Origin of the sequence: Sphingobacterium anhuiense (assembly GCF_042686355.1) — a bacterium.
In the GTDB taxonomy this organism is placed as follows: Bacteria; Bacteroidota; Bacteroidia; order Sphingobacteriales; family Sphingobacteriaceae; genus Sphingobacterium; species Sphingobacterium anhuiense.
On sequence record NZ_JBHUPE010000005.1, the window covers coordinates 615,831 to 631,591 of the forward strand.

General features: G+C 34.5%; 14 protein-coding genes. 5 read left to right on the top strand and 9 right to left on the bottom strand.

What is annotated here, in order from left to right:
* Window positions 1-267: 267 nt before the first annotated feature.
* On the top strand, window positions 268-741 hold the full coding sequence (gene rlmH, locus ACFS6I_RS14445; protein WP_183912009.1) for a 23S rRNA (pseudouridine(1915)-N(3))-methyltransferase RlmH: 474 nt from the start codon (window positions 268-270) through the stop codon (window positions 739-741).
* Between the two features lie 551 nt (window positions 742-1,292).
* Here the strand turns inward: rlmH and ACFS6I_RS14450 are convergent.
* The 4 genes from ACFS6I_RS14450 to ACFS6I_RS14465 form a co-directional block, all read right to left on the bottom strand.
* The gene (locus ACFS6I_RS14450) at window positions 1,293-1,745 is read right to left on the bottom strand and encodes an NUDIX domain-containing protein (RefSeq protein ID WP_021191207.1); all 453 of its coding nucleotides are present in this window, start codon (window positions 1,743-1,745) and stop codon (window positions 1,293-1,295) included.
* Between the two features lie 11 nt (window positions 1,746-1,756).
* Window positions 1,757-2,560 carry a 3-keto-disaccharide hydrolase gene (locus ACFS6I_RS14455; protein ID WP_380921668.1) on the bottom strand — a complete coding sequence of 268 codons (804 nt, stop codon included), beginning with the start codon at window positions 2,558-2,560 and terminating at the stop codon, window positions 1,757-1,759.
* A complete protein-coding gene (locus ACFS6I_RS14460) occupies window positions 2,560-3,306 on the bottom strand; it encodes a hypothetical protein (RefSeq protein ID WP_132772619.1) in 747 nt (248 codons plus the stop codon). The genes ACFS6I_RS14455 and ACFS6I_RS14460 overlap by 1 nt, the downstream gene beginning before the upstream one ends.
* Before the next feature lie 85 nt (window positions 3,307-3,391).
* Window positions 3,392-4,570 carry a DEAD/DEAH box helicase gene (locus ACFS6I_RS14465; protein ID WP_380921670.1) on the bottom strand — a complete coding sequence of 393 codons (1,179 nt, stop codon included), beginning with the start codon at window positions 4,568-4,570 and terminating at the stop codon, window positions 3,392-3,394.
* 212 nt (window positions 4,571-4,782) lie between these two features.
* Here ACFS6I_RS14465 and ACFS6I_RS14470 point away from each other — a divergent pair, with 212 nt between their 5' ends.
* Entirely contained in the window at window positions 4,783-7,197 is a 2,415-nt protein-coding gene (locus ACFS6I_RS14470; protein ID WP_380921672.1) for an alpha-ketoacid dehydrogenase subunit alpha/beta, read from the top strand.
* 20 nt (window positions 7,198-7,217) lie between these two features.
* Here the strand turns inward: ACFS6I_RS14470 and ACFS6I_RS14475 are convergent, their stop codons facing one another.
* From ACFS6I_RS14475 to ACFS6I_RS14495, 5 genes are all read right to left on the bottom strand, one after another.
* Window positions 7,218-8,078, bottom strand: a complete 861-nt coding sequence (locus tag ACFS6I_RS14475) for an ROK family protein (protein WP_021191202.1) — start codon at window positions 8,076-8,078, stop codon at window positions 7,218-7,220.
* Window positions 8,068-9,171 (bottom strand): chorismate synthase, encoded by a 1,104-nt coding sequence (gene aroC, locus ACFS6I_RS14480; protein WP_021191201.1) that lies wholly within the window; start codon window positions 9,169-9,171, stop codon window positions 8,068-8,070. The genes ACFS6I_RS14475 and aroC overlap by 11 nt, the downstream gene beginning before the upstream one ends.
* Before the next feature lie 68 nt (window positions 9,172-9,239).
* Window positions 9,240-10,487, bottom strand: a complete 1,248-nt coding sequence (gene aroA / locus ACFS6I_RS14485) for a 3-phosphoshikimate 1-carboxyvinyltransferase (RefSeq protein ID WP_380921675.1) — start codon at window positions 10,485-10,487, stop codon at window positions 9,240-9,242.
* Window positions 10,487-11,593: a chorismate mutase gene (locus ACFS6I_RS14490; RefSeq protein WP_021191200.1), complete on the bottom strand. Its 1,107-nt coding sequence runs from the start codon at window positions 11,591-11,593 to the stop codon at window positions 10,487-10,489. Before ACFS6I_RS14490 ends, aroA begins: the two co-directional genes overlap by 1 nt.
* Window positions 11,594-11,726: 133 nt before the next feature.
* Window positions 11,727-12,551: a prephenate dehydratase gene (locus tag ACFS6I_RS14495; protein WP_132772628.1), complete on the bottom strand. Its 825-nt coding sequence runs from the start codon at window positions 12,549-12,551 to the stop codon at window positions 11,727-11,729.
* An 878-nt stretch (window positions 12,552-13,429) separates the two neighbouring features.
* Between ACFS6I_RS14495 and ACFS6I_RS14500 the strand changes: the two genes are divergently transcribed.
* The 3 genes from ACFS6I_RS14500 to ACFS6I_RS14510 are packed head-to-tail and all read left to right on the top strand — an operon-like array spanning window position 13,430 to window position 15,758.
* The gene (locus ACFS6I_RS14500) at window positions 13,430-14,293 is read left to right on the top strand and encodes an EamA/RhaT family transporter (RefSeq protein ID WP_380921677.1); all 864 of its coding nucleotides are present in this window, start codon (window positions 13,430-13,432) and stop codon (window positions 14,291-14,293) included.
* The gene (locus tag ACFS6I_RS14505; RefSeq protein WP_380921679.1) at window positions 14,290-14,907 is read left to right on the top strand and encodes a YigZ family protein; all 618 of its coding nucleotides are present in this window, start codon (window positions 14,290-14,292) and stop codon (window positions 14,905-14,907) included. Before ACFS6I_RS14500 ends, ACFS6I_RS14505 begins: the two co-directional genes overlap by 4 nt.
* The gene (locus ACFS6I_RS14510) at window positions 14,904-15,758 is read left to right on the top strand and encodes a nucleoside phosphorylase (RefSeq protein ID WP_168127447.1); all 855 of its coding nucleotides are present in this window, start codon (window positions 14,904-14,906) and stop codon (window positions 15,756-15,758) included. Before ACFS6I_RS14505 ends, ACFS6I_RS14510 begins: the two co-directional genes overlap by 4 nt.
* Window positions 15,759-15,761 lie beyond the last annotated feature (3 nt).

The following is a 15,761-nucleotide window of genomic DNA, read 5'->3' on the forward strand; positions in this document are numbered from 1 at the left end:
TGATTATTTGATTGTTGTCCTAGTTTTTTATTCGGGGAGAGGAGTTGGTCGTAATCCGATGTGTGAAAAATAGCCTACAGATTGATGCATCATTTACTTGTGAGTCGATGTGGCAGCAGGTGTTAGGACTTCGTTAGGAATAGGGGAGCTTTAACTATTCTAAATCTAGCATATTAAACAAAGTTAATAGTTCGCTTGTTTAATAATTGGAACTTTTATTACAAAATAATCAAAAAATAAGTCATTTTTGTAGAAAGAGAATGATTTATGAAAATAACTTTGTTGTGCATTGGGAAGACAGATGATAAATATTTGATTGAAGGAATTGAAAAATATTTGAAACGATTAAAATTTTATATAACCTTCAATCTCGTAGTTATTCCAGATATCAAGAATAGTAAAAATCTAACGAAAGAACAACAAAAGGAAAAGGAAGCACAACTTTTGCTGAAACATATTAATTCTTTGGATACTGTTGTTTTACTGGATGAGTTTGGGAAGGAGTATCGTTCTTTGGAATTTGCTTCTTATTTGGAAAAGAATATGATTCAGAGTACGCAGCATCTTATCTTTGTTATAGGAGGGCCTTATGGCTTTGATGATCAGATTTATCAGCGTGCTAATCAGAAAATATCACTATCAAAGATGACATTTTCGCATCAGATGATTCGTTTGTTTTTTGTTGAGCAGACCTATCGCGCATTTTCAATTTTAAAAGGTGAGCCTTATCATCATGAATAATTGTGGAATTAATATAATTTATGCATCAATTAAAGAAAGGAGTTACATATGTTACCAAGTAAAAGAGATTATCACTTTAAGAGCGATGATAATAATTCAGGAGTTACTAAGATTATTATTATTGTATGTATTATTATTGTATTACTTTTGGCTTATTTTGTCTAAACGATTTATAGCACGAACTTTTTTCTTAAGAGGTTCTATTCTTTGTTTAGAGCCTTTTTTAGTTTTAGTGATTTGATTATAATTGCGTAGAGATCCTGCATAAGAGTATATATTTTTAATATAATTTTTGAAGCAATGTAAGTTCATGTACTTAAGTGTCTGGACTTTTATTAAAAAAAATAGGCGATACCGGGAGTATCGCCATAAAATCACACTAACTATTAAAAAACCTATAGAACTAGGAATTTGCAAAATTCAGTATACCAAAGTTTTACGTTTTTAAATCTGGAATAATCTTAACAAAATAACTGATTAGGTTCCTTCTACAAAAGGTAATTTTTTTATTGGTATACGTAAATTTAATGTTTTTTTTTATAAATACAAATTTATTTTATATCCTTATAAAAAATATTCCATGCCATTTGATCGGTTTTGAATGTTAGATTAATTTCTTTCAAGTTTTCTATTTTTACCCATCTAAAAGATTGCGCTTTACCATCTTCATATTCCTGGCCTTCAAAGTCAAATTCTTTTTTTGTGGTTCGGATCTGAATGGGGGTGCTGTTTTTGATTAAATAATATATTGAAATAATCTGACTGTCATTAAAGCTTGATTTTTCATAAAAATCAGTTGTATAGATGTGTGATAAGATTTCAATATCAAAGTTGCATTCTTCTTGATATTCTCTTTTTAGGGCATCAATAAGTCCTTCTCCGTATTCTAAACCACCTCCAGGAAATTTGGTGAACGATACATTTTCAGTTTTCTCATCGCTGATGAGTACTTCATTATCATCATTAATCAAAATTCCATATACTCTTACATTAAAAGGAAACATGTGCTATTATTTTATTTTTTTGATAAATCTTTAAGATAAATATTTTTGAATTCCACAGGCTGACCTTCACTTTGCAAGGCTATAAATCCTTGTTTTAGCTTTTTGCCATCAATTTTTATTCTTGGGTCATACCTATTTGCCACTCCGCCACCTATCGTTGGCTGGCTGTATTGAAGGACCGTATCCCCATTAATGATATGTGTTATCAATGAATCACCATGTACGATCAATTCTGCTTTTACCCATTGATCTCCATCATATGTTTTAGAGGTTGATTCTAGACAATGTGATTCCAATTTTTTTCCTTTATAGACGATATCTGTTCCTGGAGAACACATATTGCCGGTTGGTCTCGGGTTTCCATCGCTTAAGCCTCCTAAAAATTGCATTTCAACTGAGATTGGCCAATCCTGCTCTTTAGGCATCGTTCTTGGATCTTGTGAATGAAACATAAGCCCGCTGTTCCGTAAGGTATAGTATGGTGCACCCTTTTGTAAATCTCCATAGAATCGATATTCTAGCTTAACGTGATAATCTGAATAGGGTGTTTTATAGTAAAGATGCCCATATTGCTCATTAAAATCACCATAACCATCGTAATTGACTTGTATTACACCGTCTTTTACGCGGAAGGTATTGGCAAAGTTTACATCTACATCATGATGGTGTATTTTCACAATCCAATTATCAAGATTTCTTCCGTTGAACAGATTGATCCACTCGTTTTTATTTTGATTTTTTGAATGATGCTGTGTAGCACAGGCAGCAGACAGTGCTAATAAGCCGATCGGCAATATATATTTGATTTTCATCATTATAAAGGCATAAAACCATTTTCAACTGTTTGCTCGTCTATACCCATGTAGGAATAATGCCTCGGTAAAAACCAAGATATAGATGCCATAATTTGTTTAAAATCTTGTTCAGTCTGAAACATAGCTGGTGTAATATTAAAAACTAAATCCTGACTTACCAAAGTTTCATCGTCATAATTTCTTGCTATTAACATAATTTTGGGTTCTTTGATCCCCATGTTTACCAAGTATTCTCTCAAATTATGGCGTAAGTCTTTTGGTAGAATTGTTTCTGAAGGTTGTCCCACTAAGATTTTTTCATCTTTATCAATGTGAGCCTCTTCCGTTTTTTTTGAAAAAATAGACTCATCAGAATAGAATTCATTATTTAAGGAATAGTTGACTAGGTCACCATATGAGAAGATCCAGTCTGGTTGCTCTTGATGCGTATTAATAGCAAGCCCCATACCTTTTTTCAGAAGGAACGATTTCAATTTATGTTTGATCACAAAAGCTTGAAAATTTTGATCTTTCGGTGCATTTTCTAATTGAAAATAAGGATATCCATCAGGACCTATGATTAGTTCTGATGCTGCCAGCTGGAAGGTTGACTCACCTATGTTGTCTAAAAATTCTGCTACCCATTTTTCATCACGTTCTTTAAACGGAATCTCCAGTAAAGAATTAATATTGATAGTTTTTGAAAGATCCCCTAGCAGATTTTCATTTGAGTTTTCACTGTCGTTAAATAAATGTACCGTACTCATATTAAATTTCGATCATTATGATAATTAGTAAAAATAGACATTTTATTAGGAATGGGATATAAGGATGTGCAACAATTTCGATTCCTTATTTTTTTTTCTTCTTAGCTGTTTTGACTTGACTTGTGGAAATCATTTGTTCCCAGGTTAATATATAAGGGTGCTGGTCGTTTATTTTTATTTGTCTATTTAATGATAATTGTAATTGGATCCACTTGTTATTGTCTTGTGCGTCGCAAAATGTATAAGCTTTACCTGTTGTCATACTTCTTCCTGTTCTTCCAATTCTATGCGTGTATAAGGAATCACTATCTGGGACTTCGTAATTTATTACTATGGGAAGGTTTTCGATATCTACTCCTCTAGCAAGTAGGTCTGTGGCAACAAGTATCTGAATTTCCTTTGATTTAAAAGCCGTTAATAGTTGCGTTCTATTTTTCTGCGCTTTATCTGCGTAAAGCCCTTCGACGACAATTCCTTCTTTTTTTAAATCCGCTACGATACGATCTACTGCATGTGTTGTTCTGCTAAAGATCAGTATCTGTTCTTCCGGGTTTAACTCGATTAAGTACTTGATCAGTTTTTTTTTATTGGTTCTGTCTACATAAAATACACTTTCTTCGATCGTGCATTTCTTCACTTCCTTTTCTATTTCAATTTTAATTGGATTTTTCAACGTTTTATTCACAATTTTCAAAATATCTTTAGGAAGTGTAGCTGAAAAGTAAAGGCTTTGTTTTTTATTTGGTAAATGCTTTAAAATTTGATTTACTTCTTTAATAAAGCCTAGCTGTAATAACTGATCAAACTCATCTATAACAAGCGTTTTAATAGTATTACATGTAATTTTCCCTTGGTCAATAAGATCTAAGATACGGCCAGGGGTCGCTATAAGTATAGTAGGACTTTGCAATAGTCCTGCTAGCTGGATATCATAAGCCTGTCCTCCAACAAGTGTGATGGCTGTAACAGGGGAGCCTTGAATGAGCTTATTTATACGACTTTGTGTTTGCAACGCTAATTCTCTCGTAGGATTTAATATTAGTGTCTGCTCCTGTACTGTAATTTCTTGTGTGAAATAGCGATGTAAGATGGGAATTGTAAACGCTTCGGTTTTTCCTGTTCCTGTAGGGGCAATTGCAATTAGATCTTTTTTATTTAGTATATGAGGAATTACAAGTTCTTGAACCGATGTCAGAATTGTGAATCCTGACTGCTCTAAGATGGATAAAAGACTTGAATGAATATTAAGATCTTGAAATTTCAAAGTTTTGATGTTTTATTTTACCAAAGATAAGATTTAGTGACTAAATTGATAATATTCTTTAGTAGAGTAGCTATAAGCTAATTGTAAGTGCTAATTCCGTTAAGCAATTATTTATATTGTTTAAATAGCTATCTCCAATTTTTTATTAATGTTAATAATGATTATTTTAGAATATTATTTTTATTAAATTTGTTGGAAACTGAAAATATAATATGTTGGAAACCACATTAGACCAAGGCAGTGATTTAAATTCGAAATTAAGTTTTGATGACTTTAGAAAGATCATTGTTGAAGATTATAGGGTTGCAGTAGAGAGCAGATATGTTAGTCTATTGGGACGTAAGGAAGTCTTAACAGGAAAAGCAAAATTTGGAATTTTTGGAGATGGGAAGGAACTGGCGCAGATTGCAGTGTCTAAAGTATTTCAAAAGGGTGATTGGCGTTCTGGATATTATAGGGACCAAACCTTGGCCTTTGCAAGTGGAATGACCTCAATTTATCATTTTTTTTCGCAATTATATGCTCATCCTGATGTTGAGTATGATCCTTCTTCTGCGGGGCGTCAAATGAATTGTCATTTTTCAGTCCGTATTATTGATGAGGAAGGTAATTGGTTGGACCAAACGAAGCAAAAGAATACTTTCTCAGATATTTCGACTACTGGCGGGCAAATGGCTCGTATCTTAGGTCTTGGCCTGGCTTCAAAACTGTATCGTGAGAATCCGAATTTATCTTATTTAAAGTATTTTTCTAATGGGGGTAATGAGGTTGTCTTTTGTTCTGTAGGTAATGCGTCAACTTCAGAGGGAGTATTTTTCGAAGTTGTCAATGCTGTAGGTGTTAAACAGATTCCTGTTGTTATTTCGATATGGGATGACGGTTATGGAATCTCAGTTCCGAATGAGGTGCAAACGACTAAAGGGGATATCTCCGAAGTTTTGAAAGGATTTCAGAAGGAAGATGGATCTAACGGTTTTGAGATATTTAAAGTAAAAGGCTGGGATTACCCTGGACTTTGTCAAGCTTATGAGCGGGCTGCAAAATATGCTAGGGAGCACCATACGCCTTGTATTGTACATGTTATCGAGTTGACTCAACCACAAGGGCATTCTTCATCTGGTTCTCATGAACGTTATAAGTCGAAAGAGCGTTTAAACTGGGAGCTTGAGCATGATTGTATCGCTAAAATGCATCAATGGTTGATTGATTCGGATATTGCTACTGCTGAGCAGTTGAATTTAATTGATGAAGAAGCGAAGGATTTCGTGAGGAAGGAGCAGAGACGTGCCTGGTCTGATTATAATAAGGCTTTAGCTGTTGATGCTTCACAGGCTATTGCACTTTTAAGTCAGATTGATGACGAACTGGTCGAATTACCTTTAAAACAATTGCAATCTTTAACTGAACCTTCTTTGAAGGAGGTTTATAGTACTGTCCGCAAGGTCATTCGTGAACTGAAAGGGAAGGATATTGAAGGTAAAGGTGCTTTATTGGCTTGGTATAAACTTCAACAAGGGGTAAATGAATCCCGATATAATTCGAAATTATTTACCACAGGAGTTGATGGTCCGGAAAATGTCCAAGTTATCGCCCCTCAATATTCTGATGATGCTAAATTTATTGACGGCCGGGAAGTTCTTAACTTATGCTTCGAAGAGAATTTCCGTCGAGATGAGCGCTTGTTAGCATTTGGTGAGGATGTTGGTAAAATTGGTGATGTAAATCAAGGGTTTGCTGGTTTACAAGAGAAGTTTGGAGAACATCGAGTATTTGATACTGGAATTAGAGAGAATTCTATTATAGGGAAAGGAATTGGATTGGCTATTAGGGGACTTAAGCCTATTGCTGAAATTCAATATTTAGATTATCTTCTTTATGGTATTACGGTGGCGAGTGATGATTTGGCGAGTTTGAGTTATCGTACGTTTGGTGGACAGAAAGCGCCTGTTATTATTCGTACTCGTGGTCATCGTTTAGAGGGTATCTGGCATTCGGGTTCCCCAATGTCTATGATCTTGGGAACTTTAAGGGGGCTGCATATTTGTGTTCCTCGTAATATGACTCAAGCTGCTGGAATGTATAATACTTTGTTTAGATCCGATGAGCCTGCTCTTGTGATCGAGTGTTTAAATGGCTATCGTTTAAAAGAACGTTTACCAGATAATATTGGTGACTTTACGATCCCGATTGGTTATGCTGAGTGCATTAGAGTAGGTGCTGATATTACTGTTGTTTCATATGGTTCTACTTTACGTGTGGTCGAAGAGGCTGCGATGGAACTGGATCGATTGGGCATCAGTGTTGAAATTATTGATGCTCAAACTTTACAGCCTTTTGATAAAGCTCATTTATGTGCTGAATCGTTAAAAAAGACGAATAAATTATTGGTTGTGGATGAGGATGTCCCTGGTGGAGCATCGGCATTTATAATGCAGCAAATATTAGAGGATCAAAATGGTTATTATTTATTAGATAGTCAGCCTAGAACGTTGAGTGCTAAAGCACATAGACCTCCTTATGGCTCTGATGGTGATTATTTCACAAAACCTTCGAGCGATGATATTGTGGAAACTGTCTTTGAAATGATGAACGAAGGTAATCCGGATAAATATCCCTCACTATTTTAGTCAGTGAGGGATAGATACTTTTATGAGAATTGAGCGGCAGCACCAATAATTGCCGCCTCTTCTCCTAGAATTGCAGTTTTTATATTATATGCTTCTACTTGATTTTTCTTTTGACCCAATAGTATAGGTAGTGCTTTTGCAATATTTCCTCCAATTACAAAGTCTATACAATTGTATTTTTTACTGAAGAAATCAAGAAAATCCAATAAATGGATGCTATATTCCTCACATAATATGCTAAAGGCAGGGTTTTGTTGATGCTCATTGATGATTTGTTTAAGTCCCGTTACTTCAATATCTGTAAGTTCCTTAAACCGTTTTATAAACCATCTGGTTACTAAAAACTCTTCAAAAATTAAATCTTTATATGGTGTGTTCCAAAGATCGGCATCGAAAGATTTTTCTCCTTTGTTCCAGACTGCTGAACCGAGACCTGTACCTAAAGTGATTCCTAAAATTCTTTCTTTTGTATTCAGATGTTGAGCAAAAACCTCTCCTTGCAAAAAAGCCGCGGCATCGTTAATGAAATGAATATTTTGTTCTGGAATTCCTATTAATGTTGCCAACGGGGTTTTGACATTCATTTTATATAGGTCATCGTATTTGCTTTGTCCAGTCATCATAGACACACCATTTTCATAATCGAAAGGGCCAGGCATTGCTATTCCAATGTGTTTTACCATAGATCCAGCAGCTTCTACGCAACTGTTAATTGTGTTTGCCCAAGTAAGGAAAATCGATTTAGCATTTTCTTGTGAAAAAACGTGGTTTCTCACCACGTTATTTGGAATAATTTTCCAATCTAATTTATTTACTATAGCGGCGCTAATATGTGTGCCGCCGATATCCACTCCTAAAATGAATTCACTTTTATCTGACATTTTTGTAACTAGATTGTTTTAATAAATGATCAGCAATAACTAATGCAGCCATTGCCTCAACAATAATAACAGCTCGGGAAACTACACAAGGATCATGTCTTCCTTTTCCTTGAACTGTAGCTTCATTACCATTTGAATCAATTGTCTGTTGATCTCTCATAATAGTAGCAACAGGCTTGAAAGCTGTTTTAAATGTGATGTCCATACCATTTGAAATACCACCTTGTATTCCTCCAGAGAAATTGGTATGGGTTTTAGTACGATGGATATCATGTTCTTCAGATACAAAAAGATCGTTATGCTGTGAACCTAGTAATTCAGAACCAGCAAATCCTGATCCATATTCGAAACCGTGTACGGCATTGATGCTCATCATTGCCTTAGCTAGATCCGCATGTAATTTGTCAAAAACAGGTTCACCCAATCCGACTGGTACATTTCTAATAATAGTTGAAATGCGTCCTCCTACAGTATCACCTGATTTACGAACAGCATCAATGAATTCAATCATTTCATTCGCTGTAGCAGGATCAGCACATCGTGCAATATTAGATTCTCTCAAATCTAACAATGCTTCTAAGTCTTTTGTATCTAAATTTGGAGATTCAATTTTGCCAACACCTGATACGTGCGCAAATATTTCTATTCCATGTTGTTTTAAAAAGGATTTGGCAATTGCTCCTGCGGCAACTCTAGCTGCAGTTTCTCTAGCCGATGAGCGACCTCCTCCTCGGTAATCACGATGACCATATTTCATATGATATGTATAGTCTGCGTGTGATGGTCTAAAGATATCTTTTATATGTGAGTAATCTTTCGATCTTTGATCTTCGTTTGGGATAAGTATGGCAATAGGTGTTCCTGTAGACTTGCCCTCAAATACGCCAGAAAGAATTTGTGCTGTATCGCTTTCTTTGCGTTGTGTGGTTATTTTTGATTGACCAGGCTTACGTTTATCAAGTTCTGATTGGATAAAGTCCTCATCAATAGCTATATTTGGAGGACAGCCATCTAAAATAACACCAATCGCTTTTCCGTGAGATTCCCCAAAAGTGCTAATTCTAAATAAATCGCCAAATGAATTTCCTGCCATGATTTAATATAATTTCTATAAATATAGGTAAAACCGCAATAATAGGAGCATTATTGCGGTATTTTTTGCTAAGTAATAATAAATTTGTGCTCAGCTAAATGTTTCCAGAAGTCTGGATAAGATTTTTCGACAACCTGTGGTTCCTCAATATTAATACTTTTGAATATTAATGCAAGTGGGGCAAATGCCATTGCCATTCTATGATCTTCATATGTGGCGAAAGATACAGCTGTTGGTTCGAAGACTTCATCAGTTTTGATGTGATAAGTGGTTCCATCTTCGATCAATTTTGCTCCGAATTTAGCAATTTCTGTTTTTAAAGCTAAAATTCGATCTGTTTCTTTAATTTTCAATGTTTCTAAACCTGTAAGTGATATATCACGTCTTAATGCAGCCGCTATAACCACTACTGTCTGTGCTAAATCTGGGCATTCTTTCATGTCAAAAAATGTTTTCCCAGAAGGATCACTTATTTTTGTAAGGTGTAAACCATCTTGTTCAAAAGCTGATGCAACACCAAAGTGGCTCATAATTTCAACAATTGCTATATCACCTTGTAGACTACTTTTTTTCAATCCGGGAAGTATGATTGATCCTGAATTAGAAAGTGCTACTATGGCATACCAATAAGACGCCGCGCTCCAATCGGGTTCGACATAAATCGTTGCTTCCTTTGTTTCTTGATTTGGAATATGAATGGTATTATGCAACCATTCGTATTGAATACCAACTTCTTTCAACATATTTAACGTCATGGTGACATATGGTCGTGAAGTAAGTTCGCCTTCAATTTCAAGTGTTAAACCTTTTTTTAAGGATGCCGCAATGAGCAATAGAGCTGAAATATATTGACTGCTAATATTTCCCTTAATTGAAATTTTATCCTTACTCTGAATCATGCCACCTTCTATATGAAGAGGTGGGAAGCCAGATTTTGCTTCGTAATGAATATCAGCTCCGATAGTCTTGAGCGCGTCAACTAAAATACCGATAGGTCTTTGTTGCATACGTTCTGAACCGGTTAGAATGAAATTTCCTTTGATCAGATTAAGATAGGCTGTTAAAAAACGCATTGCTGTTCCCGCGGGTCCAATATCAATTTTGGTTAGTTCAGATTGCGTATTGGCAGCTAGCAGAAGAGCCTTCTTTAGTGTAACTGTATCAAAAGCTTGCGAAAGATTTTCTATTTGTACTTTCTCTTTTCCCAATGCTTGAATAATAAGGGCACGGTTGCTTTCTGATTTTGAACCAGTAAGCTGAACCGTACCATTAATACTTTTAGATGGGTGAGTAAGTGTAATCACCTGTTGACTCATTATGCCTCCGCAGTAGGTTGAGTATTCATGATTGCATTCTGTTTGCGAATTGATTCATTATGAATTAATTCTAAGAATTTAACTGCAAAATCATTGCTCAAAGTTAATGCTTCAGCGAGCTGCGTGCGTTTTTGAACGATTTCGTCCCAACGGTTAACTTGTAAGATTGTGACACTATTGTCACGCTTGTATTCACCAATTTTTTCAGCAATTTTCATACGTTCACCAATTTTTTGAATAATTAGATCATCTAATTTATCGATGCTTGTACGTAATTCTGCTAATTTATCTTCAAAAGCTTGATTGTCTGAGTCTGCTTTACGTAAGTTTAAGTGATCAATTAAATCAGCCAAAGCCGCTGGAGTAACTTGTTGTTTTGCATCAGTCCAAGCAACTGAAGGGTCAATATGTGATTCAATGATCAATCCTTGTAAATCCATATCCATTGCTTTTTGAGAAATGTACGGCAACAATTCACGGTTACCACAGATATGGCTTGGATCGTTGATAATTGGCAAATCAGGACATAATGATTTTAATTGAATCGCAAGATCCCACATTGGTTCGTTACGGAAAGCTGATTTTTCGTAAGAAGAGAAACCTCTATGAATAGCTCCTAATCTTTTGATTCCCGCACGGTTAATACGCTCTAAAGCACCAAACCATAATGATAAATCAGGGTTTACCGGGTTTTTAACGAATACAGGGATATCCACTCCAACTAATGCATCAGCAATTTCTTGCACAGTAAATGGGTTTGCAGTAGAGCGCGCTCCAATCCATAACACATCTACTCCAGCAGCTAATGCTTCTTCAACATGCTTCGCTGTTGCAACCTCTGTCGCTGTCAATAATCCTGTCTCTGCTTTTGCTCTTTTCAACCATTCTAAACCAATAGAACCAATACCTTCAAATTCTCCTGGACGAGTACGTGGTTTCCATATACCTGCACGTAAGATATTTACTTTACCAGTATTTGCTAATAAATGCGCTGTTGACACCAATTGATCTTCTGTTTCAGCACTACAAGGTCCTGCTATAATTAAAGGCTTGTCTCCTGTATCTAACCAAGATTTTAAAGGGACGATATCTAATGTGTTTTTCATTATTATGTAATTTTATTTTTTTAGTGGTTATGAAGTTATCATGATCATTTTTCGTTACTTTTCGAGCGGTTTAGATCATGATGATTTCAATATCTATTGTGAGTTTTATTTTTTACTTTTTATTTATTAGAACTTATATGCGGTCATTTTTTACATATTCACCCATAATATTAAAATTTATGCTGTGTTTTAGCACTTTACGAATAGCAGCGTCATAATCTGATTGCTTTTTCCATTCCACATCAACGAAAAAATCATATTCATTTCTTTTTCCTATGACAGGCATAGATTGGATTTTACTCAGGTTAATGTTTTGATCAGCAAAGCATTGTAAAATCGAAGCTAAAGAACCTACCGAGTTTCCTGTTTGAAAGGATAAAGAAGCTTTATTTGCACTTGCTTGTTCTTCGACATCATTGGATAACACTAAGAATCTCGTACTATTTTTTTTGTTAGTTTCAATCTTTGCTTCTAATATATTGAGACCATATGTTTTTGCCGCAAGTGTACCTGCAATAGCAGCAGTGTCGGTTAATTTTTGATTTGCCACTTTTGCTGCTGAAGCCGCTGTATCTGAACTTTCTGATATTTTAACATCTGGTAATTCCTGCAAGAACTCTTCGCATTGGCGAATAGCCATTTGATGCGATTCTATGAATTTTATATCAGCAAGTTTAACTCCTGGTAAAGCCAATAAATTTTGATGAATGCTTAAGGCAATTTCACCTACAATGTTGAATTTATAATCTCTCAAAAGATTATAATTGGGTAAGATACTTCCCGCAATTGAGTTTTCAATAGCCATTACAACATAATCAACTTTTTTCTGCTTTAATAATTCGCAGGTTTTTTTAAAAGTATCGCATTCTATCGTTTCGATGTCTTCACCGAAGTACTTAAACGATGCTTCTTCATGAAAGGAAGCTTTTACTCCCTGTATTGCAATTTTTAAACCCATTGTTTGTTTTATATGTTCTTAGAAAAAGCAAAAGTTCCGATTGTTGATCGGAACTTTTGCTTTTTAATATCTTGTGATAATTACAAATTCGTCCCTGCTCTTATTGTCTAAAATAAAAGTAATTGAAAAAATATGTAGTCGTCGTTTTCATTATTTGTTCGTTTCGATATTTCAAATATACGGATGTTTTTTATAAATGCAAGATAAAAATTAAATATTTTTTTAACCATAATTTTATGTGTTTTTTAATGTGAAAAACAGCTATTTTTTTAGCTATTTTTTATGTAATTTTTAATGTTCTTTATGTGTTCAATATCTTTGTTTATTTTATTTAAATGCATATAATTTATAATATAGATCATTTTTTCATGAAAAAACTTAGTTTATTTTATCTTTTTTTTAAGTTTATTTTTGTGTTTTTTTTAAGTTTATTTATGTTATTTTTTTGTTTTAAAAAGACTATTTTATGTCATTAATTTGGTTGTTTATTTGTGTTTTTGTTTAGAATATATCAAAAATTATGCTGAAAATTTTCAACATTTAGTCTCCGCAATGAGTTGATTAGGTATATCAAGGTGTGTTGCTTGTCATACGATCACTATTTAAGTTATGCATAAATAGAAGTCTATGTTATCGGAGATATTTCTCATATGACGGAACATAAAAACGACTTCAATGACTAAGGCTGGATAGTGAGTAAGCTGTATCGCTGGAAAATTGCTAGCTAATTTTGATACGAATCACTAATTCCTATCTGAAGATAGCAACTGGCTTTTATCAGTTTTAGGTCTTCTAAATGTGAAATACGGGGAATATTTCGTAAAATTGAAGGAGAAGGCCTGAATAGCTTTAAACGGTTTTCGAAATTATTTAAGTTTATGATTTTTGTTTTATTAAGTGTTCTATGTAGTGTTACGGTCGCAGTGCTATTAAAGTATGCAAAACTACAGCAGGTAAGCACCAAACAAATTATTGTCTGGAATTATCCTGTAGCAGCAGTACTAACTTATTTTGTTTTAGAGCCAGACCTCGGAGATATACAGATTGGACAAATGCCTTGGGAATTGTATATTCCTTTGGCAATTTTACTGCCAACACTTTTTATTTTTATTGCATTGACAATTCAATACACAGGTTTGGTTAAAACGGAGATTGCACAAAGATTGTCTCTGTTTATTCCTTTAATGGCATCCTTTGTACTTTTTTCGGAAGTCATTACCTGGAATAAAGGAATTGGTATTCTAGTCGGTTTAGTTGCCATCATTTGTTCCATTGGTTGGCAAAAGGGGAATGTTAAAAATAACAATAAGATTGGTAGCCTGCTGTATCCTTTAATTGTTTTTATTGGAATGGGTGTTATTGACATTCTTTTTAAACAAATAGCGTTTCATCAATCTGTTCCTTATATTACAGCTATGTTTGTTGTTTTTTTATTGGCCATAGCTGTGGCGTTTCTATTTATGATTTATTTCTTAGCAATTGAAAAGCAGTCATTTTCTTTTAAATCTTTCGGATTTGGCATTGTATTGGGCTTTTTCAATTTTGGGAATATATTGTTTTATATGAAAGCTCATCGAGCAATTCCAGATAATCCTTCTATTGTTTTCACAGGGATGAATATTGGTGTAATTTCAATAGGGGCTCTGGTCGGTGTTTTATTATTTAAAGAAAAATTAAGTGCTATCAATAAATTAGGGTTAGCACTTTCTATTATATCAGTTTTAATTATAACATATTTGTGAGTTTATTTGAAGATACTTATCGTACAATTGAAAAAAGTGCAGAGGGAATATTTCGTGATAAAGGAAGTAAATTTATTTCCTATGCCTACCAATTCACTACGGAAGATCAGTTGAAGGAAATCATAGCAGATCTAAAAACCCTACATCCTAAAGCGAGACACCATTGCTGGGCATATCGAATTGGTCCAGATCGCACAGTATATCGACTGAATGATGATGGAGAGCCTTCGGGGACGGCCGGTCGGCCTATTTTAAATGTATTACTATCACAAGATGTAACAAATATTATTGTGGTTGTGGTTCGTTATTTTGGAGGAACTTTATTAGGCGTCCCAGGTCTGATTAATGCTTATAAAACGGCGACTCAAGAGGTTTTATCTGCCGTTGAGATTGTAGAGAAAACTGTCAATGATATCTATAAAATTGAATTTGATTACTTAGCTATGAACGACGTGATGCGCGTGGTTAAGGAAGAGAATATAACTGTCAGTAAACAAGTTTTTGATAATACATGCTATATGGAAATTGAAGTACGAAAAATGCAGGTCAATTCGGTCATTACACGTTTTGATAAAATTGATAATTGTAAACTTTCTTATTTGCGGACAATATGATAAATGATTCAGAATTAATATTGAATAAAGATGGGAGTATTTATCATCTGAATTTAATGCCAGAAGATATTGCAGATACCATTATCACAGTAGGGGATCCTGACCGTGTAGTAAAGGTATCTCAGTATTTTGACCGTATTGAACTTCAGAAGGGAAAAAGGGAGTTTATTACACACACAGGATATATTGGTAATAAACGTATTTCTGTTATATCAACAGGCATTGGAACGGATAATATTGATATTGTCTTTAATGAATTGGATGCGCTCGTGAATATTGATTTTGAATCAAAAGCATTAAAGTCAAAGCTAACAAGTTTAAATATCATTCGAATCGGAACTTCTGGTGCTGTTCAATCGGATATTGAAATGGGAACGATTTTGGCTTCTTCATTTGGAGTAGGCTTTGATGCCCTGATGCAATATTATGTAAAACCCTATTCAGCTTATGAGAAAACTTTGGAAAGAGCAGTATGGGATGCTTTTCCGAATTTATATCTAAAGCCTTATGTTGCGGAAGCCAGTAAAAATTTATTAGCACAATATGCTTACGATTTACCAAAAGGAGTGACGATGACTGCTCCTGGTTTTTATGCACCTCAGGGTAGGAATGTGCGCTCTGAAAATACGTTTCCTAATTTGATCCAATTGGCGAATAGCTTCAAGTCAGATGGTTTACGAATTACAAATTTAGAAATGGAGACTGCTGGAATATATGCTTTATCCCGTATGTTTGGTCATCAAGCGCTATCTATTAATGCTATTTTAGCCAGCCGTGTAGCAGGACATTTTAGCTCAGAGCCAGATAAAGTCGTAGATCGTGCTATAAAAATGATTTTAGAACGTTTTTAAAAA